The organism is Leisingera sp. NJS201 (assembly GCF_004535885.1).
In the GTDB taxonomy this organism is placed as follows: Bacteria; Pseudomonadota; Alphaproteobacteria; order Rhodobacterales; family Rhodobacteraceae; genus Leisingera.
Genome location: NZ_CP038234.1, coordinates 1,632,602 through 1,655,112, shown reverse-complemented (window position 1 = coordinate 1,655,112; position 22,511 = coordinate 1,632,602). Strand labels below are relative to the sequence as shown.

The window sequence follows — 22,511 nt, the reverse complement described above, 5'->3', positions numbered from 1 at the left end:
GCGTTCCGGCCCGCTGCAAAGGCTGGACAAGATATGGATTCTTCGCGACTTCCCCTGACCCGTGATCTGGTGCTGGTCGGCGGCGGCCACACCCACGCGCTGGTGCTGCGCAAATGGGGCATGCGGCCGCTGCCCGGCGCCCGTCTGACGGTGATCAACCCCGGTCCCGCTGCGCCCTACTCCGGCATGCTGCCGGGGTTTGTGGCCGGACATTACGCGCGTGATGAACTGGACATCGATCTGGTGCGTCTGGCCCGGTTTGCCGGCGCCCGCGTGGTGCTGGGCGCGGCGGATCATATCGATACCGCAGCCCGGCTGGTGCATGTGCCGGGCCGCCCGCCCATCGGCTATGACGTGGCCTCGGTTGATGTCGGCATCACCTCTGCCATGCCGGACCTGCCGGGCTTTGCCGGCTACGGGATCCCAGCCAAGCCGCTGGGACGTTTCGCCGCCCGATGGGACGCGTTCCGCGACGGTGACACCCCCGCCCATGTCGCCGTGATCGGCGGCGGCGTGGCGGGGGCAGAGCTGATCCTGGCGATGGCCTTTGCTCTCAGATCCCGCGGCCGGCTGGCGCAGGCAACCCTGATCGACAACGGCCAGGCCTTGCGCGCGATTGGCAAAAAGGCCCGCCAGACACTCCGCCGCGCTTTGGTCGAACAGGGCGTCCGGCTGGAGGAGAACGCGAAAATCGCGCGCATCTGTGACGGCTATATCGTGCTGGAAGACGGGCGCGAGATCCTGTCGGACTTTACCACCGGCGCCGCCGGCGCCCGCCCTTATGGCTGGCTCGCAGACAGCGGCCTGGACCTGCAGGACGGCTTCATCCGGGTCAGTGACACCCTGCAAAGCTCCGCCGCCAACGTCTTTGCCACCGGCGACTGCGCCCATATGGACTTCGCCCTGCGTCCCAAGGCCGGCGTTTACGCAGTGCGCCAGGCGCCGGTGCTGTACCACAACCTGCGCAGCACCCTGACTGGCGATCCATTGCGCAGGTACCGCCCGCAAAAGGACTACCTGAAACTCATCTCCATGGGCGCCAGGGAGGCGCTTGGCGAACGCTTCGGCACCACGCTGGCCGGCCCCATGATGTGGACCTGGAAAGACCGCATCGACCAGGCCTTCATGGAGAAGTTCCGTGACCTGCCTGCAATGGACGCGCTGCCCCTTCCGGCCGAACACACACTGGGCATGGAGGCCGCACTTGGCGACAAACCCATGTGCGGCGGCTGCGGCGCCAAAGTCGGCCGCGACGCGCTGCTTGGCGCGCTCGCAGGACTTGCGCCTGCGGACCGCAAAGACATCACCCCGCTGCCCGGCGACGACGCCGCACTTCTGACCACCGGCGGCGTCAATCAGGTGATCAGCACCGACCATTTGCGCAGCTTCACCAGCGACCCGGTCCTGATGACCCGCATCGCAGCCGTGCATGCGCTTGGCGACATCTGGGCGATGGGGGCAGACCCGCAGGCCGCCACCGCCAACCTGATCCTGCCGCGGATGTCACCCGGCCTGCAGGCCCGGACCCTGCAGGAGATCATGGATGCCGCCTCGGACGTCATGCAGCAGGCCGGCGCCGCCATAATCGGCGGCCATACCTCGCTGGGGGATGAGCTGACCATCGGGTTCACCGTCACCGGCCTCTGCCCCCGCCCTGCCATCACCCTGGCGGGTGCCAAACCGGGCGACGCGCTGATCCTGACCAAACCCATCGGCTCCGGCGTGCTGATGGCCGCGGAAATGGCGGGCCTGGCTAAGGGGGAATGGGTCGCCGCCGCGCTGGCACAGATGAGCCAGCCGCAGGGCAAAGCCGCCCGCATCCTGCAGGACGCCCGCGCAATGACCGACGTGACCGGCTTTGGCCTTATTGGCCATCTGCTTGGCATCTGCGAGGCCTCCGGCGCGGGCGCAGAAATCTTCACCAGTAAGATCCCCCTGATGCAGGGCGCCGCTGAACTGGCGGACCGCGGCATCCGCTCGTCGCTGTTTCCCGCCAATCAAGCCGCTGTACCGGAACTGAAAACCACTGGCTGGCAGGACCTGCTGTTCGACCCTCAAACCGCGGGCGGCCTGCTGGCAGCGGTCGCCGCGGATCAGGCTGATGATTTGCTGCACCGGCTGCGCGCAGCCAGATACCCGGCAGTGCGCATCGGCAAGGTAAACTCAAGCCCCGGCGCCATCACCCTCAGTGCCTAGCGGCGCCTGGCGTACAGGGGCCAGCCCCTCTTGGCCCTGCGGACCAATTCACCCCGGGGTATTTTCAACCAGAAAGAAGCCCTGTTCCGGTGCTTCACCTTTGTGAAAATACTCCTGTCCCGCTGCCTGGCAGGCGGCTTTGCCGCCGGGTGCGCAGGCACGCTGCGCGCCAGCGCAGCGCCGCGCCCAACGGGAGCGGGGCATCTTTGATGTGCCGGCGACGGGCGGGAGTATCGTTTGTCAGAGACGGGACATGATCGCCGCCACCTGCGCCGCTGCGGCATCCAGGCCTGCGTCATCCAGCGCCTCTGCGTCGACAGTGGCAGCAACCTCTGCGCCAATAGCCGTGCGGGACTTGCGGTAGGCGGGGTCATAATGTTCGGCCATCAGCGCCTCGGTCAGCCCGGCTTTGTCGCCCTTGGCAATGCTGGTGAACCAGCCATCAACAACCGCGCCTGAGCGATACGCGCGCAAGGGGGCCAGCTTTTTGCGCAGACGGTCCGCGTCTGACAGGATGTCGTCATAAGCCGCCACCAAATAGCGGCAGCGGGCCGCAACCGGCACCTGCAGGTCAATCCTCGGTGCCTGCTTCATTGCCGCCCAGACCGAAGGCGGAATGATCCGCTGGCCGACTTTGCTCGACTCCGCCTCCACCAGCACCGGGCGGCTGGGGTCCAGCCGCATCAAGGCGCCCGCCAGGGCGGATTCAAACCCCTTCTGCGACGGCTGCGGCGTCGGCATGTCCCCCAAGAGCGAGCCGCGGTGATTTGCCAGCCCCTCCAGATCCAGCACCTGCACGCCCAGAGCACCGGCCCGCGTCAGCACCTCGGTCTTGGCCGATCCGGTATAGCCGTCCAGCGCCACCAGCCGATGCGGCAATGCAGTCTGATACAGCGCCGTATTCACCAGACGGCGATAGGTCTGATAGCCGCCCTCCGCCACCTCGGCGCGCCAGCCGATCTGCTGCAGCATCCAGGTGAAGGACCCCGACCGCTGACCACCGCGCCAGCAATAGACCAGCGGTTTCCAGCCGCCATCATGGTGGCTCAGATGCTGCTCGATGTGGTTTGCGGCATTGCGGAACACCAGCGCCGCGCCCAGCTTGCGCGCCTTGAACGGGCTGTCCTGCACATAGATGGTGCCGACCTCGGCGCGTTCCTCATTGTCCAGCACCGGCAGGCTGATTGCGCCCGGCACATGGTCCTCGGCATATTCCGCCGGGCTGCGCACATCGATCACGGTGTCGAACCCGTGGGCATAGAAGTCTTGCAGGGAGGTGAATTTCAGCGCCATGGCCCATGCCTACCCCGCGCCTTCGGCAAGGAAAAGCCGCAAATGCCGCAGTTGCGGCAATAAAACTTGCACGTACTGCGCACAGGGCAGTATGGCAGTCAGGGTGAACAGACCCGCGGGCAAAAGGCCCGGACCAGCAAACCGGCACCAGCAGACCGAACCCAGCAGACCGGCCCCATCAGGCCGGCAAGGACCAGAAGGCCATGGACAGCGACCCTTTGGACATTCACACCCTGCCCGGCCACCTGATCCGGCGGCTGCATCAGATCTCGGTCGCCCAGTTTATGGAACGGATGGCTGAGGAAGGTGCCGACCTTACCCCGGTGCAGTTCTCCGCCCTGGCCGCGATCCACCGCCATCCCGGCATCGACCAGGCCTCGGTTGCCGGGCTCATCGCCTATGACCGGGCCACCCTGGGCAAGGTGGTGGACCGGCTGGTGGAGAAGGGGCTGGTGGCCCGCGGGATCTCCAAGGCAGACCGGCGGGCGCGCGAGGTCAGCCTGACCGGCGAAGGCGAAGCATTGCTGGAACGGATCCTGCCGGTTGTGCGGGCCGCCCAGCCAGGCATCCTGACGGGCCTTACGGATTCGGAACGCGAGATCTTTGTGGCCCTGCTGCAAAAGGCGGCCATCGCCGCCAATGGCCTGAGCCGCGCGCCGCAGCGCGACCTGCCGTCCCGCCAAGCAGCCGAGTAACCTCAGATCAGCCGGCCGCGCGGGATATCCCCGTCCTCAAACGGCTCTATCAGCTCCGGCCCGCTGGCCCGGTTGGAGTTTACCGCCGGATCCACCCGGTGGAAATCCAGAACGCCCGCCGCCCCCGGCTGCATCAGCCGCGCGGCACCTGGCCCGTCCTCGCCCAGCCATCTGCCCCAGTCCTGCGGCTCAAGGATCAATGGCATCCGGTGGTGGATAGGCGACAGCGCCTCATTTGCCGCGGTCGTGACAATGGCGCAGGTCTTGACCGGGTGTTCCGCTCCCCAGCTCTGCCAGATGGCGGCAAAGGCCAAGGGGGCTGCGTCGCTGCGGCGGATGTACCAGGGCAGCCGGGCGCCATCGCCTGCTTTGGTCCATTCATAGAACCCCGTGGCCGGGACCAGGCAGCGCCGATTGCGGCAGGCGGCGGCAAATGCGGGTTTTTGCGCAATGGTTTCCGCGCGGGCATTGATCAGCAGCGGCCCGGCGGTCTCAGCCGTATACCACTGCGGCAAGAACCCCCAGCGCATGGGCACCAGCTGGCGGCCCCCCTCCCCGGCCTGCACCGCATGCACCGTATTGGTGGGGCAGACATTATAATCAGGCACATCCGGCAAAGTGTTCGCAGGCTGCGCCGCAAACAGCTGCGCCATTGCATCATTGGGCAGGGTTATGGCAAATCGTCCGCACATGCTGATTTTCTAACCCAGGACTGCCCCCGCGCAAAGTGCCTGCGCACATCCGGGAAGCAGCCGCCCTGACACCAAGAGACGGATAGGCCTCATGACTCTTCAGAACGACCTCCAGGCAGCGTTCGGCTTTCTCAATCAGGGCAAGTTCAAACAGGCGCTGAAACAGTCCAAAGCCGGGATGAAACGGCACAAGACCCATCCGGATTTTCCCAACATCGCGGGCATCTCTCTGTCCGGGCTTGGCAAACACCGCGATGCGGTGCCGCATTTCAAAAAGGCGCTGGCCCTGGCGCCCGGCTTTCATGACGCGCGCAAGAACCTGGCGCAGACGCTTTTGTTCCTGCAGCAGGGCGGGACCGCAATGAAACTGCTGGACCGGGTGCTGGCGGATCTGCCCGCCGATCAGGGCGCGCTGTATCTGAAAGCGCAGGCGCAGCTGGTGCAGAATGATCCCGAAGCGGCCATCGCCACCGCAAGCGATGCGCTCGCCCGCGATGGCAAACAGCCGCGGATGCTGCGGCTGCGCGCCATGGCCTGGAAGAACCTTGGCGACGAAAAGGCCGCGCTGGAAGACTATCAGGCCACCCTGCGCCTGAACCCTGATGACGTGGATGCGCTGACCAATATCAGCCTGCCGCTGGCCCGGCTGATGCGGCAGGACGAGGCCACAGAAGCCGCGCAAAAGGCCGTTGCCCTGGCGCCCGGCAATCTGGAGGCACGGCGGCGGCTGGCCAGCCAGCTGATCTCCAACGGAGAGTCCGATGCCGCCCGCACCCATTGCCTGGCGATATTGGATCTGGACCCCAAGGACAGCCAGGTGCTGGAAATGCTGGCCCGGCTCAACAGCCGTGAACAGAACGCAGAGCTGCTGCCGGTGGCGCAAAAGGCGCTGAAAGCGGCCGCCCCCCGCTCGCTCGACCGGGCCAACGTCAGCTTTGCCCTGGCCCGGATAGCCGATCAAGGCGGCGACAAGGACGGCTTTGCCGCCCACAACGACGAGGCAAACGCCTGTATGGCGGCGCAGAACCCCTATGATTACGAGGACAGCGAACGCCAGTTCAGCCGCATCATGGCGGCCTTCCCGGAGGCGATCCCCCCGGCCGAAACTGAAGTTGACGGCCCGCGCCCGATCTATGTGGTGGGGATGCCGCGCTCCGGCACCACGCTGACGGAAACAGTGATCGGCCTGCACCCGGATGTGTTTCCCTTGGGCGAACGCGGCGTGCCGGCCTTCCTGCTGCATCCCTATATCGACAAGGGTCAGGGATTCACCCCGAGGCCGCCCGCAAATTCGTAGCCGAGGACATCAGCCGCCTGCCGCAGATGCCCGAGGGCACCGCGGCCTATGTCGACAAAATGCCCGACAATTACCGGCTGCTGGGCCATCTGCTGACCGCCTACCCGGATGCACGCATTGTTCATCTTTGCCGCGATCCGCGCGATGTGGCGCTGTCGATCTGGCGCGGCTATTTCTCCGGCAGCTCACTCACCTATGCCTATGATTTGAAGGCCATGGCGCACCGGTTCAACCTTTATGGCCGGCTGATGCAGCACTGGCGGCGAGTGATGCCGGGGCGGATCTATGACCTGCGCTATGAAGATTTCGTTGCCGATATCGAGGGCGAAAGCCGCAAGCTGGCCGCGTTCTGCGGGCTGAACTGGGTTGAGGACATGGCCCACCCGGAACGCCACGAGGGCCAGGTTCTGACACTGTCGAACACCCAAGTGCGGCAGACGGCGCACACGCGCTCAATCGGCAAGTGGGAGAAATACGCCGATGTCCTGGCGCCGTTCGTCGACGGATTGGACCCGGAAATCTGGCCGGAAATCAAAGGGTAAACCGGCCTATTTCGTGTAAGCTTTACGCGCCAGTTCCAACCGGGCATCCATCATCGACATCTCTTTCAGGATCTCCTGCCGGCGGCTGCGGTCGCCGGCCTCGCGCAGCTCTGCCCGCAGGCGCTGCAGCTCGCGCGACAGGCTCACAAACTCCGGCACCCCGCCGCTTTCGCGCACCAGCCGGTTGACCAGCGCGTTTTCCGGATCGCCGCAGTCCGGCAGAGGCCTGCCGGCGCCTTGCAAATTGTCAAAGGCGCCGTCCTTCTCGGCGGCTTCGATCCGGGCATTGATGAGGTCGATCAGCGGGTGGTCCATGACCCGCATTCTGCCATGCCCCCCTGCCACCCGCCAGCCCGTTTACGAACCGCCGGCAAAGGTTAACAATCACCGAAAATAATGTGGCAGCTTCCCTGCCCGAATGTTTCGCGCGCGAAACATTGGATCCGGTTCGGACCTAGTTGACAGCGCCTATTTCACCCGCGAAATCCGCCCGTCGGTATAGGGCGAATACGGGCCTTGCGCCGCCAGGTATTCTGCCAGCACATCGGCCACATCAGGGCCAAAATCATAGGCATTCTTGTCGTCGCCCTCGAACATCGCATAGCCGTCGCCGCCATTGCGGACATAGTCATTGGTGACCACAAGGTATCTCTTTGCCGGATCAATCGGCACAAAACCCCCGCCCTCGGCCACCATCACTTGCCTGATGCGGCCCTCGTTCGGCGCAGCTGAGGCGTCCCAGCTGAATGTAAGGCCTGCAACCTGCGGAAAGCGGCCCTTGACCTCCTCCACCTGGCTGACCCCGTTTTCCAGCGCTTGGATGAGGGTTGCGCCGCTGATCTCAAAGGTCGACAGCGTATTTTGAAACGGCAGGATGGTCAGCACTTCGCCCATGGTGACGGCACCCGCATCCAGGCTGGCGCGAATACCGCCGGAGTTGGCAATGGCAATGGTCACGCCCTGATCCCGTACGTGGTCCAGCATCGCATCAGCCACCAGATTTCCCATCTGGCATTCCTGCACCCGGCAAATGTCACGGCTGCCCTCAATCGGTGCGGCCGTTTCCGCCACCACCTTGTTGCGGATCTCATCCAGCGGCTGCGCCAGTTCGGCAATCCGGTCCAGGGTGGCCGCATCTTCGCTGACGGCAGCATCCATGATCAATGGCTCACCTGAGGCGCTGGTCACATTGCCCGCATCGTCGAAGGTCACGCTCAATTCACCCAGGAACTTGCCATAGGCATAGGCCTGTACGATCTGCACCCCATTCACCACTGTCGGGTACGGCCCTGCGGCCTTGTCCGACCTGTTGGACAGGTAGGTGTTACTGTGGCCGCCGACGATCACGTCAACGCCGGTGGTTTCCGCCGCCACCCGCTGGTCGATGCCATAGCCGGAGTGGCTGAGCACCACGATCTTGGTCACGCCTTCCGCGGTCAGCCTGTCGACCTCTGCTTGCACCGCCGCCACGGGGTCGGAAAAATGCACGTTCTTACCGGGGCTTGCCAGCTCATGCGTATCTTCGGGCGTCAGGCCGATAAGGCCGGTCTTTTCGCCGCCGCGCTCAATCACCGTGGATTTCTTCAGCACATCCGCCAGTGCCGGTTCGCCTGAGACATCCGCATTGGACATCAAGACCGGAAAGCCCACCGCATCCATGAAGCCGCGCAGCACCTCCGGCCCGTCGTCAAACTCATGATTGCCGACGGTCATCCCGTCATAGCCCAGCTGGGTCATGAATTCCGCCGCGGCCTTGCCCTTGTAATAGGTATAGAACAGCGAACCCTGGAACTGGTCGCCGCCATCCACCAGAATCGAATGCTCCGCCCGTGCCCGCGCCTCCGCGATGGCCGTCACCAGCCGCGCGGTGCCGCCGAAACACTTGCCTTCGGCCTGATCCTCACCGTCGCAGGTGCTGTCGTATTTGTTGATCGGCTCGAACCGCGCGTGGAAATCGTTGGTGTGCAGGATGGTCAGCTTGTACTCCGCCGCCACCGCGCCGGCTGTGAGGGTCAGGGCTGCAACCGACGTAAGAATGCGTGCAATCATTTGGGGCGCTCCTGTTGATCTGTCTTGGGAGAATCCTGCGCCCAAAGCCTGCGCCGGTCAAAGGGGAAAAGCCGGGCCGCCGCCTCCCCTTGCGTCAGCTCTGCGCGGTTGCTGCCGCCAATCCCCCTTGATTCACCCGCAAACACAAGGCATCAGGCCGTCATGCTGATTTACAAGATTTTCCGGGCGGACGAATGGGCCGCACTGCAGGCGGCGGGCGAGACCACTGGCGCGCCGATTGATGTGGCGGACGGTTACGTCCATTTCTCCACCGCAACCCAGGCGGCGGAAACCGCGGCCAAGCATTTTGCCGGTGCCGGGGGCTGACCCTGCTGGCCTGCGATGCGGTTGCAATGGGGGCGGATCTGAAATGGGAGATTTCCCGCGGCGGCGCCGAATTCCCGCATCTCTACCGCATTATCCGACTGAGCGATGTTGTCTGGGCCAAGCCGCTGCCGCTGGCGGAGGGCGTGCATCAATTCCCGGAGGAGATGGCATGAAGCTGACCGAGAAACTGGCCCTTGCCGCCCTGCACAAGACCGATCCGGAAACCGCCCATGGCCTGTCAATCAAGGCGCTGAACATGGGGCTGGCGCCTGCCCCCGGCCCGGTGACTTCGGCGCGGCTGAAGACCACACTGGCGGGCATTGATCTGCCGAACCCGGTGGGCCTCGCCGCAGGCTATGACAAAAACGCCGAGGCGCTGGCGCCGCTGTCAAAATCCGGCTTTGGCTTTATTGAGGTCGGTGCCTCCACCCCGCGCCCGCAGCCCGGCAATCCCAAGCCGCGCCTGTTCCGCCTGACCGAGGACAAGGCGGCGATCAACCGCTTCGGCTTCAACAACGAGGGCATGGAGGCGATCGGCGCCCGGCTGGCGCAACGTCCCCGCGATGCCGTCATCGGCCTGAACCTTGGCGCCAACAAGGACAGCGAGGACCGCGCGGCGGATTTTGCCAAGGTGCTGGCCCATTGCGGTGCGCATCTGGACTTTGCCACTGTCAACGTGTCCTCCCCAACACCGAAAAACTGCGCGACCTGCAGGGCAAGGCGGCGCTGTCGGCGCTGCTGGCCGGTGTGATTGAAACCCGCGAGGGCCTTTCCCGCCGGGTGCCGGTGTTCCTGAAGATTGCCCCGGATCTGGACCGCGAAGGCATTGAGGACATCGCCGCCGTCGCGCTGGAAACCGGCATCGACGCGGTGATTGCCACCAACACCACCCTGTCGCGCGACGGACTGCAAAGCGCCTATAAGGGCGAGGCCGGCGGTCTGTCCGGCGCGCCGCTGTTTGAAAAATCCACCCGGGTGCTTGCGCAGCTGTCGGAGCTGCTGGAGGGCCAAGTGCCGCTGGTCGGTGTCGGCGGTATCAGCACGGCGGAGCAGGCCTATGCCAAGATCTGCGCCGGGGCGTCAGCGGTGCAGTTCTACACCGCGATGGTCTATGGCGGGTTGTCGTTGGCAGGAGACATCGCCCGCGGGCTGGACGCGCTGCTGGCGCGGGATGGCTTTGACAACGTCGCACAAGCGGTTGGCACCAAACGGAAGGATTGGCTGTGATTACATATTGGCATTACCCGAAATGCTCAAAATCCCGCGCGGGCCTTGCGCTGATTGAGGAGCGCGGCGCGGATGTGCAGACGCGGGTGTATCTGGAGGATACGCCTTCGGTTGAGGAGCTGAAAGCGGTTCAGACCGCCCTTGGCACCCCGGCGATTGAGATGGTACGGACCGGCGAGAAAATCTTTAAGGAGCTGGGCCTGACCAAGGACAGCCCGGAAGATGACCTGATGGCCGCGATGGCCGCGAACCCGATCCTGATCGAGCGCCCGATTGCGATTATGGATGGCAAGGCTGTGATCGGACGCCCCACCGAGGCGATTGAAACGCTGCTGTAAGCGGCTGCGGCGGGCCAATAGGCCCGCCTTGCACATTCAGGCGCCCACTTGCGCCTCCAGCCGCGGATAGCGCAGGCCCAGCGTGACGCCGCGGGCGATGTTCAGCACGATCAGCGCGGCCCAAAGGCCATGATTGCCAAAGGCAGGAACCAGCAGCAGCAGCGCCGCGACATAGATGGCCACCGATTGCAGCATCGCCCACCGCATGTCGCGGGTCCAGGTGGCGCCGATATAGATGCCGTCGAACATGTAGCTCGCCACGCTGAGGACCGGCAGCACCGCCGCCCAGATCAGAAAAACCCGCCCCGCGTCGCGCACTTCAGGTGACGTGGACATCAGGTCGATGAGCCAAGGGCCGCCCGCAGCAAAGGCAATGCCCAGCAGAACCGACCCGCCGACGCCCCATTGCGAGGAGATCACCGCAGCACGGCGCAATCTTTGGCGGGCCTTGGCGCCGACGGCACCGCCCACCAGCGCTTCGGCAGAGAAGGCAAAGCCATCCAGCGCAAAGGCGGTGATTTCGACAAACTGCAGCAGGATCTGATTGGCGGCGAGGTTCACATCGCCGATGCCTGAGCCGATGAACAGGAAGGTGGTGAAAGAGCCGGTCAGCAGCACCGAGCGCACCATGATATCGCCATTGACCTGCATCATCCGCTTCAGCCGCGCCGGGTCGAACACCCGCGCCCAGTCGCGCCATTGATCACCGGCAAAGGCATCACGGCACAGGTACAGCCCCAGCGCCAGCCCGGTCCATTCCGCAATCAGCGTGGCGATGGCTACGCCTTCGACACCCCAGCCAAGACCCAGCACAAACCACAGGTCCAGCACGATATTGAGCCCGTTCATCCAGACCTGCAGCAGGAACACGCCGCGGGTGCGCTCGACCGCGATCAGCCAGCCGGTGACCGCATAAAGCGCAATCGTGGCAGGCGCCCCCAGATCCGGATCTGCAGGTAGTCCCGCGCCAGGTTTTCGACCTCGGCACTGGCGGGAGCCAGCGCAAAGGCGCCCCAGAACACCGCACCTTGCGCAATGATGAAAACGGCACCGGCCGCAAAGGCCAGCAGCAAACCGCGCGTCAGCAGCGCGCCTGTCTCAGCCCAGTCCCCGGCCCCGCGGGCCTGCGCCGCAAGGCCAGTGGTGCCCATGCGCAGGAAGCCGAAGATCCAATAGATCGTCGCCAGGATCACCGCGCCAATACCAACCGCACCTATCGGTGCGGCCTGGCCCATCTGGCCGACCACGCCGGTATCCACCGCACCCAGGATCGGCACCGTGGCGTTGGACAGCACAATCGGCAAGGCGATTTTCAGCACCCGTTTATGGGTGATCTCATGGCTGGCGCCGGCCATCAGGTCAGCCTTCGCCGTTCTGATCCTGCGGCATCAGGAAATGGCCGGTGGCCTGGGCGAACAGCTTGTCCTTGTGATCCTGCCAGGCCTCTACATGCACCGAGGCATAGCGGCGCCCGGAGCGGTTCACGCGGGCGCGGGCATAGGCGTCGCGCGGCAGGCCGGAACGCAGGTAATCGACGGTAAAGTCGATGGTCTTGGGCTGGCGCGGCAGGTTGCCCTTGGCCATTTCCGCCGGATCCAGATCGCCGGATTCGATGCGCTGCCACAGGTGCGACCAATTGAGCGTGATCATCGCGGTGATTTCCAGGAAGGCCGCGGTGACCCCGCCGTGAATGGCGGGCAGGAACGGGTTGCCGATCAGCTTGTCACCAAAATTCAGCTGCGCCGTCAGCTCATCTCCGCGGCGCTCAAATGTCACGTTCAGGAAGCGGATGTAGGGCACCGAATCCACCAGCGCCGACAGGGCCGCATCGCGGCGCTGCTTGACCACCTGGATCGGTTCTGGACGGGGGCGGCTCAAAACTTCTTCTCCACGGTAAAGGCGCCCGCGGCTGTGGCGACGGGGCGGTCTGTGTCCTCGTCCATCGCAACGGCGCGGACAAAGGCGACGCTGCGGGTGATCTGGTGGCAGGTGGCGCGGGTGGTAATCGCCTGTCCCGGCGTTGCCGGGCGCATGTAATCGATGCGAAGATCGATGGTGGCAGTGCCGCCCGGCGCCGAAGGATGGCTCATCACTGCGGCGCCGCAGCAGGTGTCCATCAGCGCCGAGACCGCGCCGCCGTGAATGACGCCGGTTGCGGGGTCGCCGATCAGCTTTTCATCATACGCCATGCGGATTTCGGCAGTGCCGTCGCTGATCTCAGTCAGCTTCATGCCCAATTGCTGGGCATGGGGGATCGCTTCGATGAACTGGCGCGCGAGGTCGGTCTTGTCGGCCATGGGGCTGCCCCTTTGGATTGTCTGCTTCATCTTTGGCCCCGCCCCGGCGAAAGCGCAAGAGTGCCGCCGCGGAGGTTGCACTGTTCGCTGCAAGTGCATAGGTTCCCGGCAAGGGAGAAGACGGATGACCGACAACAGATTGTCATTCAAAGAAATGTGCGCCGAGTTCGAGGTTACGCCGCGGACGCTGCGCTACTATGAATACATCGAATTGCTGCAGCCGGACCGCGAAGGCCGGTCGCGTTTCTATGGCGCACGGGAGCGGGCGCGGATGAAGCTGATCCTGCGCGGGCGGAAGTTCGGCTTTCAGCTGGAAGAGATCCGCCAGTGGCTCATGATCTATGAAAAAGAGAGCAATGACGCCCAAAACCATGCGTTCATGGATATGGCTGACCGTCAGCTGGTGGAACTGGAAAAGCAGCGTGAACAGATCAATGAGGCCATTGAAGAGCTGAGCGAGCTGCGCGAAAGCACCCGGGCGCTGCTGAAGTAATCTCCTTCGACATCCATCCTAAGCCAGTCCCGTTTTAATAAGCCGGGCAAGCGCCTGCCCTCAGGGCGGGTGCCGACCTGTTTTGCCTGCCGTTTTCTGGCAGCCAGGCAGCGCTGTATTTTTAATGTGATGCCAGGCTGCAAAGGCGCCGGCCCTTTGGGGCGGTCTCTCGTGCTATGCGCCGCAAAGCACGGCCGGCAAGCGCTTGCCTGACGCCTTGGTTTTGATTCCGGGCTGCTGGATTCGTCTGCAAAACATTCCTTTCAAGGCTTCGGAACCTTGCTCTGGCGAGGGCACAAATCCGTAACGCTGCGTCACTTTATGTTCGTTTTACGAACCTTTCACTCAGCCCAAAGTGACGCAACGTACAACTTACGTAAACGTAAAGTCAGTCTTGATCGAAAAGCCGGATGCGCCCAGCTTGGTCCTGCACCAAGCCGTAAGAGTAACGATGATGACTGAGAAAACCATGACCATCCGGGAGATGTGCGAGGCATATGACGTCACGCCCCGCACGCTCCGGTTCTACGAGGCCAAGGAACTGCTGTTCCCGATCCGCGACGGCCAGAAGCGGTTGTTCACCAAACGCGACCGCGCCCGGCTGAAGCTGATCCTGCGCGGCAAGCGGTTCGGGTTCAGCCTGGAGGAAATCCGCCAGCTGCTGGATCTGTACCATGCCGGTGACCAGCAGGTGACCCAGCTCACCAAGACCTATGAGGTCGGCCGCGAGCGGCTTGCCGATATGGAGCGCCAGCGCGAAGAGCTGACCGAGGCGATCGAGGACCTGAAAGACCAGCTGGCCTGGGGCGAAAAGATGATCGCCTCGATGCGGGCCAAGCAGGAGGCCGCCCAATAGGCAGCCGCCCCGCCCTATTCCGCCGGCCTGCCCGGCACCGACCCTAAGCAACAAGACCCCTGAAGAGGACCGCAATGCCTTCTTATACAGCCCCCGCAAAAGACGCCCAGTTTATCCTGCATGACGTTTTGAAGGTGTCCGGCAGCGGCACCCCCGGATACAGCGAACTGGAGCCGGATTTTACCGGCGCTGTGCTGGAAGAAGCCGGCAAGATCGCCAGCGCAGTGCTGCACCCCCTGAATGTGGTGGGCGACACCGAGGGCTGCCGGCTGGAAAACGGCGTGGTTTATACGCCCAAGGGCTTCAAAGAGGCCTTTGAGCAGGTCAAGGAAGGCGGCTGGACCGGGCTGGATATGCCCGAGGAGTTCGGCGGCCAGAACATGCCCTATGTGATGGGCACCGCAGTGGGGGAGTTTTTCTCCTCTGCCAACCAGGCGTTCACCATGTACCAGGGCCTGACCCATGGCGCCGCCTCGGCTATTCTGGTGCATGGCACGGACGAACAGAAAGCCACCTATCTGCCCAATATGGTCAGCTGTCAGTGGACCGGCACCATGAACCTGACCGAACCGCATTGCGGCACCGATCTGGGCCTGATGCGCAGCAAGGCAGAACCGCAGGGCGACGGCAGCTTCAAGATCTCGGGACAGAAGATCTTCATCTCCTCGGGCGATCACGACATGGCGGAAAACGTCGTCCATCTGGTGCTGGCCAAAATCCCCGGCGGCCCCGACGGCATCAAGGGCGTCAGCCTGTTCATCGTGCCCAAGTTCCTGGTGAAAGAAGACGGCTCGCTGGGAGAGCGTAACGGCGTCTCGGTCGGCAAGATCGAAGAGAAGATGGGCATCCACGGCAATTCGACCTGTGTGATGGATTATGACGGCGCCACCGGCTGGCTGCTGGGCGAAGAGCATAAAGGCATGCGCGCCATGTTCACCATGATGAACGAGGCCCGTCTGGGTGTCGGCATGCAGGGCCTGGCCCAGGCCGAGGCCGCCTATCAGAACGCGGTCGAGTACGCCAAGGACCGGCTGCAGGGCCGCGATGTGACCGGCGCCAAAAACCCGGACGGCCCCGCCGATCCGCTGATTGTGCACCCGGATATCCGCCGCTCGCTGATGGACCAGAAAAGCTTTGCCGAGGGCGCGCGCGCGTTCCTGCTGTGGGGGGCCACCCTGATCGACCAGGCGCACCGTGCGGACGACAAGGACGCCGACGGGCTGATCTCGCTGATGACGCCGGTGATCAAGGGCTTCCTGACCGATCAGGGCTATGACATGACCGTGCAGGCGCAGCAGATTTACGGCGGCCACGGCTACATCGAAGAATCAGGCATGTCGCAATACACCCGCGATGCCCGCATCGCGATGATCTATGAGGGCGCCAACGGCGTGCAGGCACTGGACCTGGTGGGCCGCAAGCTGGGTCAGCACGGCGGCAAATACGTGCTGGCGTTCTTTGATCTGGTGAAAACGTTCTGCCAGGAAAACAAAGATGTTTCAGAGGCTTTCGGCAAAGACTTCATTGATCCGCTGAAGGCCGCATCCAAAGACCTGCAGGCGGCAGGCATGTATTTCATGCAAAACGGCATGAAGGATCCCAACCACGCGCTGGCCGGCTCTTACGACTTCATGCATCTGTTCGGGCAGGTTTGCCTGGGCCTGATGTGGGCAAAGATGGGCAAGGCCGCGCAGGAAGCGCTTGACGCGGGGTCTTCTGACGCGGCGTTCTATGAGACGAAACTCGCAACCGGCCGGTACTATATGGCACGGCGGCTGCCCGCGACCAAACTGCACCTGGCCCGCATCGAAAGCGGTGCTGATACGGTGATGGCGCTGGACGCAGACGCTTTCTGATGCCTTCCGGGCGTTCCCGTGACGGGAACGCCCAACGCAACCCCGACCGGTGCTTTGACATGCAAAGGACCACATGATGCCGAAACGTTTCCGCCTGACCCGCCGTTTTCCGGTTGCAATGACCGAGGACGGCTATCGCAAGCTAAAGAAGTTTGCCCAGGAGGCGGGGCTGGATGAAGGCGAGGCGCTGTCATTCCTGTTCGAGAATTTCGACAGCGTGACGGATTTTGAAAACCTGAGCCACCGGCTGCGGCTGTTCAACGCCGAGCTGGAGGCGCGCAAAAGATAAGGCCCGCAAAGCGGCCAAAGGGAGAAAGATGACCGAGACGCGCTCCGCATGGATGACGGATGAGCATCAGATGCTCGCCGGAATGACGGCCCAGTTCATCACCAATGAATGGGCGCCCAAATTCGAGACCTGGCGCAAGCAGGGCATGATGGACCGGGAGACCTGGAACCAGGCCGGAGACCTCGGCCTGCTCTGCCCCTCGATCCCCGAGGAATACGGCGGCGCCGGCGGCGACTTCGGCCATGAGGCGGTGATCCTGATGGAAGGCAGCCGCGCCAATCTGGCCAGCTGGGGCCAGGGCATCCATTCCGGCATCGTCGGCCACTATATCCTGGCCTATGGCACCGAAGAGCAGAAACAGCGCTGGCTGCCCAGGATGGTCAGCGGCGAACTGGTCGGCGCGCTGGCGATGACGGAACCGTCCACCGGATCAGACGTGCAGGCGATAAAGACCAAGGCAGTGCGGGACGGCAATGCCTACCGGCTGTCGGGGCAGAAGACTTTTATCACCAACGGGCAGCACGCCAATCTGATCCTGGTCGCTGCCAAGACCGACCCGGCAGCGGGTGCCAAGGGTGTCTCGCTGGTGGCGGTGGAAACCGATGGCGCAGCGGGCTTCAGCCGCGGCCGCAACCTCGACAAGATCGGCTGCCATGCGGCGGACACATCCGAGCTGTTCTTTGACGGCGTGGAAATCCCGCCGGAGAACATTCTGGGCGGCGCCGAGGGTCAGGGCTTTTATCAAATGATGAAGCAACTGCCGCAAGAACGGCTGATCATCGCCTGCGGCGCAGTGGGCGCCATGGAAGGTGCCGTGGACCGCACCATTGCCTATTGCAAGGAGCGCGAAGCCTTTGGCGGTCCGATCCTGCAGTTTCAGAACACCCGCTTCAAACTGGCGGAATGCCTGACCAAAGCCAAAGTGGCACGCGCCTTTCTGGATGACTGCATTGCCGAGCATCTGGCGGGCAAGCTGACGGTTGAGAAGGCAGCGATGGCGAAATACTGGATCACCGATACCCAGGGCGAGGTTCTGGACGAGTGCCTGCAACTCTTCGGCGGCTATGGCTACATGCAGGAATATGCGGTGGGTGAGATGTGGGCAGATGCCCGGGTGCAGCGGATCTATGGCGGCACCAATGAAATCATGAAGGAGCTGATTTCAAGGGCGCTGTAGGCGCAGGAGCCGCGGCGGAGCGGCGGGAGGCTGATGATGGGATTTGAGTATTTGGGGAAAGATGAAGGCGAAAGAGTGCCCCTGCCCCCAGGCCAGCGCCAAATGGGCAGGGACGTCTTCAGCTTTCACGGCCATCGGCTCTCCAGCCTGTACCGCAGGTCAAAGATAGCAAACAGGAAGACGCAGCGGGTTAATGCTGCATCATCTTTCCAAAAATACTCCACGGGGGCGCGGGGGTGTGAAACCCCGCTCCACCAGCAGACACAGGGAACAGCAGATGACAATAAAACTGCACTGCTTCGGCGAAAGCGGTCATTCCTACAAGGCGGCGCTAGCGCTGGAACTGTCGGGCCTTGCCTGGGAACCGGTCTTTGTCGATTTCTTCAGCGGCGCGCACCGCACCGACGATTACCGCGGCCTGAACGTGATGGCCGAGGCGCCGGTGCTGGTGGACGACGATGTGTGCCTGTCGCAGTCCGGCGTGATCCAGCAGTATATCAGCGACAAGACCGGCAAGTTCGCAGGCCGTCCGGAAGACAAGTACGAGATTCTGCGTTGGGTGCTGTGGGACAATCACAAAATGTCCAGCCAGGCCGGGATGACCCGCTTCCTGATCAACTTCCTGCCGGAAAAACACCGGCCGCCGGAAGTGATCGCTTTCATGCAGGGCCGCCTGAAGGCCGCATATGCCACATTGGAACACCACCTGAAGGGGCGGGAGTGGATTGTGGGGGAGGACCTTAGCAATGCTGACATCAGCTGCTGCAGTTATCTGTATTACCCCGAACCCTTCGGCTTTGACCGGACCGAGTGGCCTAATATTGACGCCTGGCTGACCCGCATCAGCGCGGTTCCAGGCTGGAAACACCCCTATGATTTGATGCCCGGCAACCCGTCGGACCGGGCGTGAGGAGAGCAAAATGACTGATGCATATATCTATGACGCCCTGCGCACCCCGCGCGGCAAGGGCCGCAAAGACGGCAGCCTGCATGAGGTGACCTCGGTCCGCCTGTCGGCCCTGACGCTGAACGCAATAAAAGAGCGCAACAACCTGGAAGGCCATGCGGTCGAGGACGTGATCTGGGGCAATGTCACCCAGGTGATGGAACAGGGCGGCTGCCTGGCGCGTTCGGCGGTTCTGGCCTCGGACCTGGACGAGCGTATTCCGGGCCTCGCCATCAACCGCTTCTGTGCCAGCGGCATGGAAGCCGTGAACCTGGCCGCAAACCAGGTGAAAGGCGGCGCAGGCGATGGTTACATCGCGGGCGGTGTTGAGATGATGGGCCGGGTTGCCATGGGCAGCGATGGCGCGGCGATTGCCGTGGACCCGAGCCTGGCAATGGACACGTATTTTGTGCCTCAGGGCATTTCCGCGGATATCATCGCAACTGAGTATAGGTTCACCCGTGATCAGGCGGATGCGCTGGCGATGGAGAGCCAGCGCCGGGCCAAGGCCGCGTGGGATGATAACCGCTTTGCCAAATCGGTGATCACGGTGCGCGACCAGAACGGCTTGGCGATCCTGGATCACGACGAATACATGCGCCCCGGCACCGACATGCAGGCGCTGGGATCGCTGAACCCGGCGTTCCAGATGATGGGCGAACAGATGCCAGGTTTCGACAAAGTGGCGATGATGAAATACCCGCATCTGGAGCGGATCAACCATATCCACCATGCGGGTAACTCATCCGGTATCGTGGACGGGGCTGCCGCGCTGCTGATCGGCAACAAGGAATTCGGTGAGAAGCACGGGCTGAAACCGCGCGCCCGGATCAAGGCAACCGCCAAGATCGGCACTGACCCCACCATCATGCTGACCGGCCCGGTGCCAGTGACAGAAAAGATCCTGGCCGACAACGGTATGAAGATCAGCGATCTGGATCTGTTTGAGGTGAACGAAGCCTTTGCATCCGTCGTGATGCGCTTCCAGCAGGCGTTTGATGTCGACCCGGAACTGGTCAATGTCAACGGCGGTTCCATTGCCATGGGCCATCCGCTGGGTGCGACCGGCGCAATTATCATCGGCACCCTGCTGGATGAGCTGGAGCGGCAGGACAAGGAATGCGGCCTCGCAACCCTGTGCATCGCATCCGGCATGGGCGCGGCCACCATCATCGAGCGCGTCTGATGCCGAAACTGGACCTTTCCCAACTGCCCTGGCGGACCGGATCGGGCTATCCCGGTAAGCTGGCGGCCTCGACTGAAGGCCGCAGCGTGCAGCCCTTGGGCGATCCCGGCGGCCTCACCCAGTACGGCGTCAACATCGTGCGGCTGGAACCCGGCGCAGCGTCGTCATTGCGCCATTACCATATGGAGCAGGACGAGTTCGTAATGGTGACCGAGGGCACCTGCACCCTGATCGATGATCAGGGCGCGCATGAAATGCTCCCGGGCGATTGCGCCGCCTTCCCTGCGGGGGAGGAGAACGGCCACCATCTGGTGAACCGCTCGAGCAAGCCTGCCGCCTTTCTGGTGGTGGGCACCCGTACCGCAACCGAGACCGGCTATTACAGCGATTTGGACATGATGGTGAAATTCGCAAACGGCGATTTCAATTTCACCCGCAAGGACGGCAGCCCGCTGACGGCTGACCAGACCGGAGAAGATACATGAGCGATTTCAAATACGACGTGGACGCAGACGGCGTCGCAATCATCACCTGGGACGCGATCGGCAAGTCCATGAACGTCCTCACCCGCGAGGCCTTTGGCCTGGTGGAGGAATACGTGGACCGGGCGCTGGAAGACGAGGCCGTCAAGGGCATCGTGATCACGTCGGCCAAGAAGGATTTTGCCGGCGGCATGGACCTGAATGTGCTGGCGACAATCCGCGAAGAATCCGGCGAGAACCCCGCGCAAGGGCTGTTCGACTTCACAATGGGCGGCCACCGCATCCTGCGCAAACTCGAACTCGCAGGCATGGACCCGAAGACCAAGAAGGGCGGCAAGCCGGTTGCCTGTGCGATCAACGGCACCTGTGCCGGCATCGGCACAGAGATTGCGCTGGCCTGCCATCACCGGGTGATGACCTCCAACCCGAAAGCCAAGATCGGCCTGCCGGAAATCATGATCGGCATCTTCCCCGGCGGCGGCGGCACCACGCGGTACTCCCGCATGGTGGGTGCCATGGCGGCAGCGCCTGTGCTGCTGGAAGGCAAGATGCTGGACCCGAAGAAGGCCAAGGGCGCGCAGCTGATCGACGCGGTTGCAGATGATGCGCTGGCCGCAGCCAAGGAGTGGGTGCTGAATGCCAAACCTGCCGATCTGGTCAAGCCGTGGGATGCCAAGGGTTACAAGATGCCGGGCGGCGCGCCGTATCACCCCGCTGGTTTCATGACCTTTGTTGGCGCTTCGGCGATGATCAACGGCAAGACCCAGGGCGCCTTCCCCGCGGCCCAGGCACTGTTGTCTTCGATCTATGAAGGGGCGCTGGTTGACTTTGATACAGCCCTGAAGATCGAAGCGCGCTGGTTCACCCATGTGCTAATGAACCCGTCGTCCTCGGCGATGATCCGCAGCCTGTTCCTGAACAAGCAGGCGCTGGAAAAAGGCGCTGTGCGGCCCAAGGATGTGCCGGACCAGTCGGTGAAGAAAATCGGTATACTGGGCGCTGGCATGATGGGCGCAGGCATCGCGCTGGTCTCGGCCCAGGCCGGCATGGACGTGGTACTGATCGACCGTGATCAGGACGCCGCCGACAAAGGCAAGGCCTATTCCGCCGCCTATATGGACAAGGGCATCAAGCGCGGCAAAGCGACTGAGGAAAAGAAAGAGGCGCTGCTGGCACAGATCACTGCGACCCCGGATCTGGACGCGCTGAAGGGCTGCGACCTGATCATCGAAGCGGTATTCGAGGATCCAGGCGTCAAGGCCGAGATGACCCGGAAGGTTGAGGCGATCATTCCCGACGACTGCATCTTTGCCTCCAACACCTCGACCCTGCCGATCTCGGAGCTGGCCAAGGCCTCCAGCCGCGCAGATCAGTTCATCGGCATCCACTTCTTCTCGCCGGTTGAAAAGATGTTCCTGGTGGAGATCATCAAGGGCAAGGAAACCGGCGACCGCGCGGTGGCCAAGGCGCTGGACTACGTGCGCCAGATCCGCAAGACGCCGATTGTGGTCAATGACGCGCGCTTCTTCTACGCCAACCGCTGCATCATTCCTTACATCAACGAAGGGGTGCGGATGATCGCCGAGGGTGTCTCGCCGGTGCTGATCGACAACGCCGCGCGCCAGCTGGGCTTCCCGGTGGGGCCGATCCAGCTGACCGATGAGACCTCGATTGATCTGGGCGCCAAGATTGCCCGCGCTACCAAGGCGGCGATGGGCGATGCCTATCCCGAAAGCCCGTCGGATGATCTGATTTTCTGGATGGAAGAACAGGGCCGTCTGGGCCGCAAAGCCAACGCAGGCTTCTTTGACTATGACGACAAGGGCAAGCGCGTTGAATACTGGAAAGGCCTGCAGGAGAAATACCCGCAAGCGTCCGAACAGCCCGAGCTGATCGAAGTCCAGGAACGGCTGATGTTTGCGCAGGTGCTGGAGGCGGTGCGCGCACTGGAGGAAGGTGTGCTTATGGACATCCGCGAAGGCGACGTGGGCGCGGTTCTGGCCTGGGGCTTTGCGCCCTGGTCCGGCGGCCCCTTAAGCTGGCTGGACATCATCGGCACGCCTTACGCAGCTGAACGCTGCGATCAGCTGGCCGCGCAGTACGGCGAACGCTTTGCCTGCCCGGATCTGCTGCGCGACATGGCGAACAAGGGCCAAAGCTTCTATGGCCGTTTCGACCCGGAGAAATCCGCCGCCGCCTGACGGCAACGGCAACTGCAACGGAAAACACAAAACGGCCAGGGCATTCCCTGGCCGTTTTTTACTGCTCCGAAT

Annotated in this window: 20 protein-coding genes and 3 pseudogenes; 16 read left to right on the top strand and 7 right to left on the bottom strand. The window is 63.2% G+C overall.

The annotated features are described in order from the left end of the window. Window positions 1–33 precede the first annotated feature (33 nt). Window positions 34–2,196, top strand: a complete 2,163-nt coding sequence (gene selD / locus ETW23_RS08215) for a selenide, water dikinase SelD (RefSeq protein WP_134829714.1) — start codon at window positions 34–36, stop codon at window positions 2,194–2,196. A 240-nt stretch (window positions 2,197–2,436) separates the two neighbouring features. On the opposite strand, the gene mnmH is transcribed toward selD, so the two are convergent. Further along, window positions 2,437–3,489 carry a tRNA 2-selenouridine(34) synthase MnmH gene (mnmH, locus tag ETW23_RS08210; RefSeq protein ID WP_134829713.1) on the bottom strand — a complete coding sequence of 351 codons (1,053 nt, stop codon included), beginning with the start codon at window positions 3,487–3,489 and terminating at the stop codon, window positions 2,437–2,439. Window positions 3,490–3,692: 203 nt separating this feature from the next. Here mnmH and ETW23_RS08205 point away from each other — a divergent pair, with 203 nt between their 5' ends. Beyond that, window positions 3,693–4,184 carry a MarR family winged helix-turn-helix transcriptional regulator gene (locus ETW23_RS08205; protein WP_134829712.1) on the top strand — a complete coding sequence of 164 codons (492 nt, stop codon included), beginning with the start codon at window positions 3,693–3,695 and terminating at the stop codon, window positions 4,182–4,184. A 2-nt stretch (window positions 4,185–4,186) separates the two neighbouring features. Here ETW23_RS08205 and ETW23_RS08200 read toward each other — a convergent pair whose 3' ends face one another. Further along, window positions 4,187–4,876, bottom strand: a complete 690-nt coding sequence (locus ETW23_RS08200) for an SOS response-associated peptidase (protein WP_134829711.1) — start codon at window positions 4,874–4,876, stop codon at window positions 4,187–4,189. Between the two features lie 91 nt (window positions 4,877–4,967). On the opposite strand from ETW23_RS08200, the gene ETW23_RS08195 reads away from it, so the two are divergent. Further along, window positions 4,968–6,173 carry a tetratricopeptide repeat protein gene (locus tag ETW23_RS08195; protein WP_254695176.1) on the top strand — a complete coding sequence of 402 codons (1,206 nt, stop codon included), beginning with the start codon at window positions 4,968–4,970 and terminating at the stop codon, window positions 6,171–6,173. 26 nt (window positions 6,174–6,199) lie between these two features. After that, entirely contained in the window at window positions 6,200–6,715 is a 516-nt protein-coding gene (locus ETW23_RS25845; protein ID WP_254695175.1) for a sulfotransferase, read from the top strand. Window positions 6,716–6,721: 6 nt separating this feature from the next. Here ETW23_RS25845 and ETW23_RS08190 read toward each other — a convergent pair whose 3' ends face one another. Continuing rightward, on the bottom strand, window positions 6,722–7,030 hold the full coding sequence (locus ETW23_RS08190; RefSeq protein WP_134831286.1) for a DUF1992 domain-containing protein: 309 nt from the start codon (window positions 7,028–7,030) through the stop codon (window positions 6,722–6,724). A 153-nt stretch (window positions 7,031–7,183) separates the two neighbouring features. Then, window positions 7,184–8,764: a bifunctional UDP-sugar hydrolase/5'-nucleotidase gene (locus tag ETW23_RS08185; RefSeq protein ID WP_134829710.1), complete on the bottom strand. Its 1,581-nt coding sequence runs from the start codon at window positions 8,762–8,764 to the stop codon at window positions 7,184–7,186. A gap of 162 nt (window positions 8,765–8,926) precedes the next feature. Between ETW23_RS08185 and ETW23_RS08180 the strand changes: the two are divergent. From ETW23_RS08180 to arsC, 3 genes and pseudogenes are all read left to right on the top strand, one after another. After that, window positions 8,927–9,264, top strand: a pseudogene (locus ETW23_RS08180) (DUF952 domain-containing protein). Further along, a pseudogene (locus tag ETW23_RS08175) lies at window positions 9,261–10,318 on the top strand (quinone-dependent dihydroorotate dehydrogenase). The pseudogenes ETW23_RS08180 and ETW23_RS08175 overlap by 4 nt, the downstream one beginning before the upstream one ends. After that, window positions 10,315–10,656: an arsenate reductase (glutaredoxin) gene (gene arsC / locus ETW23_RS08170; RefSeq protein WP_134829709.1), complete on the top strand. Its 342-nt coding sequence runs from the start codon at window positions 10,315–10,317 to the stop codon at window positions 10,654–10,656. Before ETW23_RS08175 ends, arsC begins: the two are co-directional and overlap by 4 nt. 36 nt (window positions 10,657–10,692) lie before the next feature. Here the strand turns inward: arsC and ETW23_RS08165 are convergent. The 3 genes and pseudogenes from ETW23_RS08165 to ETW23_RS08155 form a co-directional block, all read right to left on the bottom strand. Then, window positions 10,693–12,011, bottom strand: a pseudogene (locus tag ETW23_RS08165) (MATE family efflux transporter). 4 nt (window positions 12,012–12,015) lie between these two features. Further along, window positions 12,016–12,534: a PaaI family thioesterase gene (locus tag ETW23_RS08160; RefSeq protein WP_134829708.1), complete on the bottom strand. Its 519-nt coding sequence runs from the start codon at window positions 12,532–12,534 to the stop codon at window positions 12,016–12,018. Continuing rightward, on the bottom strand, window positions 12,531–12,953 hold the full coding sequence (locus ETW23_RS08155; RefSeq protein WP_129370586.1) for a PaaI family thioesterase: 423 nt from the start codon (window positions 12,951–12,953) through the stop codon (window positions 12,531–12,533). The genes ETW23_RS08160 and ETW23_RS08155 overlap by 4 nt, the downstream gene beginning before the upstream one ends. Window positions 12,954–13,077: 124 nt before the next feature. Between ETW23_RS08155 and ETW23_RS08150 the strand changes: the two genes are divergently transcribed. From ETW23_RS08150 to ETW23_RS08110, 9 genes are all read left to right on the top strand, one after another. Continuing rightward, a complete protein-coding gene (locus ETW23_RS08150) occupies window positions 13,078–13,446 on the top strand; it encodes a MerR family DNA-binding transcriptional regulator (protein WP_134829707.1) in 369 nt (122 codons plus the stop codon). 454 nt (window positions 13,447–13,900) lie between these two features. After that, the gene (locus ETW23_RS08145) at window positions 13,901–14,302 is read left to right on the top strand and encodes a MerR family DNA-binding transcriptional regulator (RefSeq protein WP_129370584.1); all 402 of its coding nucleotides are present in this window, start codon (window positions 13,901–13,903) and stop codon (window positions 14,300–14,302) included. Between the two features lie 74 nt (window positions 14,303–14,376). Next, window positions 14,377–16,158, top strand: coding sequence for an acyl-CoA dehydrogenase C-terminal domain-containing protein (locus ETW23_RS08140; RefSeq protein WP_134829706.1), 1,782 nt, complete (start codon window positions 14,377–14,379; stop codon window positions 16,156–16,158). Between the two features lie 76 nt (window positions 16,159–16,234). Beyond that, entirely contained in the window at window positions 16,235–16,447 is a 213-nt protein-coding gene (locus ETW23_RS08135) for a hypothetical protein (RefSeq protein WP_134829705.1), read from the top strand. 28 nt (window positions 16,448–16,475) lie between these two features. After that, the gene (locus ETW23_RS08130; protein WP_134829704.1) at window positions 16,476–17,624 is read left to right on the top strand and encodes an acyl-CoA dehydrogenase family protein; all 1,149 of its coding nucleotides are present in this window, start codon (window positions 16,476–16,478) and stop codon (window positions 17,622–17,624) included. A 277-nt stretch (window positions 17,625–17,901) separates the two neighbouring features. Further along, entirely contained in the window at window positions 17,902–18,534 is a 633-nt protein-coding gene (locus ETW23_RS08125; protein WP_134829703.1) for a glutathione S-transferase family protein, read from the top strand. Between the two features lie 10 nt (window positions 18,535–18,544). Continuing rightward, window positions 18,545–19,756 carry an acetyl-CoA C-acetyltransferase gene (locus ETW23_RS08120; RefSeq protein ID WP_134829702.1) on the top strand — a complete coding sequence of 404 codons (1,212 nt, stop codon included), beginning with the start codon at window positions 18,545–18,547 and terminating at the stop codon, window positions 19,754–19,756. Then, entirely contained in the window at window positions 19,756–20,241 is a 486-nt protein-coding gene (locus ETW23_RS08115) for a cupin domain-containing protein (RefSeq protein ID WP_134829701.1), read from the top strand. The genes ETW23_RS08120 and ETW23_RS08115 overlap by 1 nt, the downstream gene beginning before the upstream one ends. After that, window positions 20,238–22,439, top strand: coding sequence for a 3-hydroxyacyl-CoA dehydrogenase NAD-binding domain-containing protein (locus tag ETW23_RS08110; RefSeq protein WP_134829700.1), 2,202 nt, complete (start codon window positions 20,238–20,240; stop codon window positions 22,437–22,439). The genes ETW23_RS08115 and ETW23_RS08110 overlap by 4 nt, the downstream gene beginning before the upstream one ends. The last annotated feature ends 72 nt before the right edge of the window (window positions 22,440–22,511 follow it).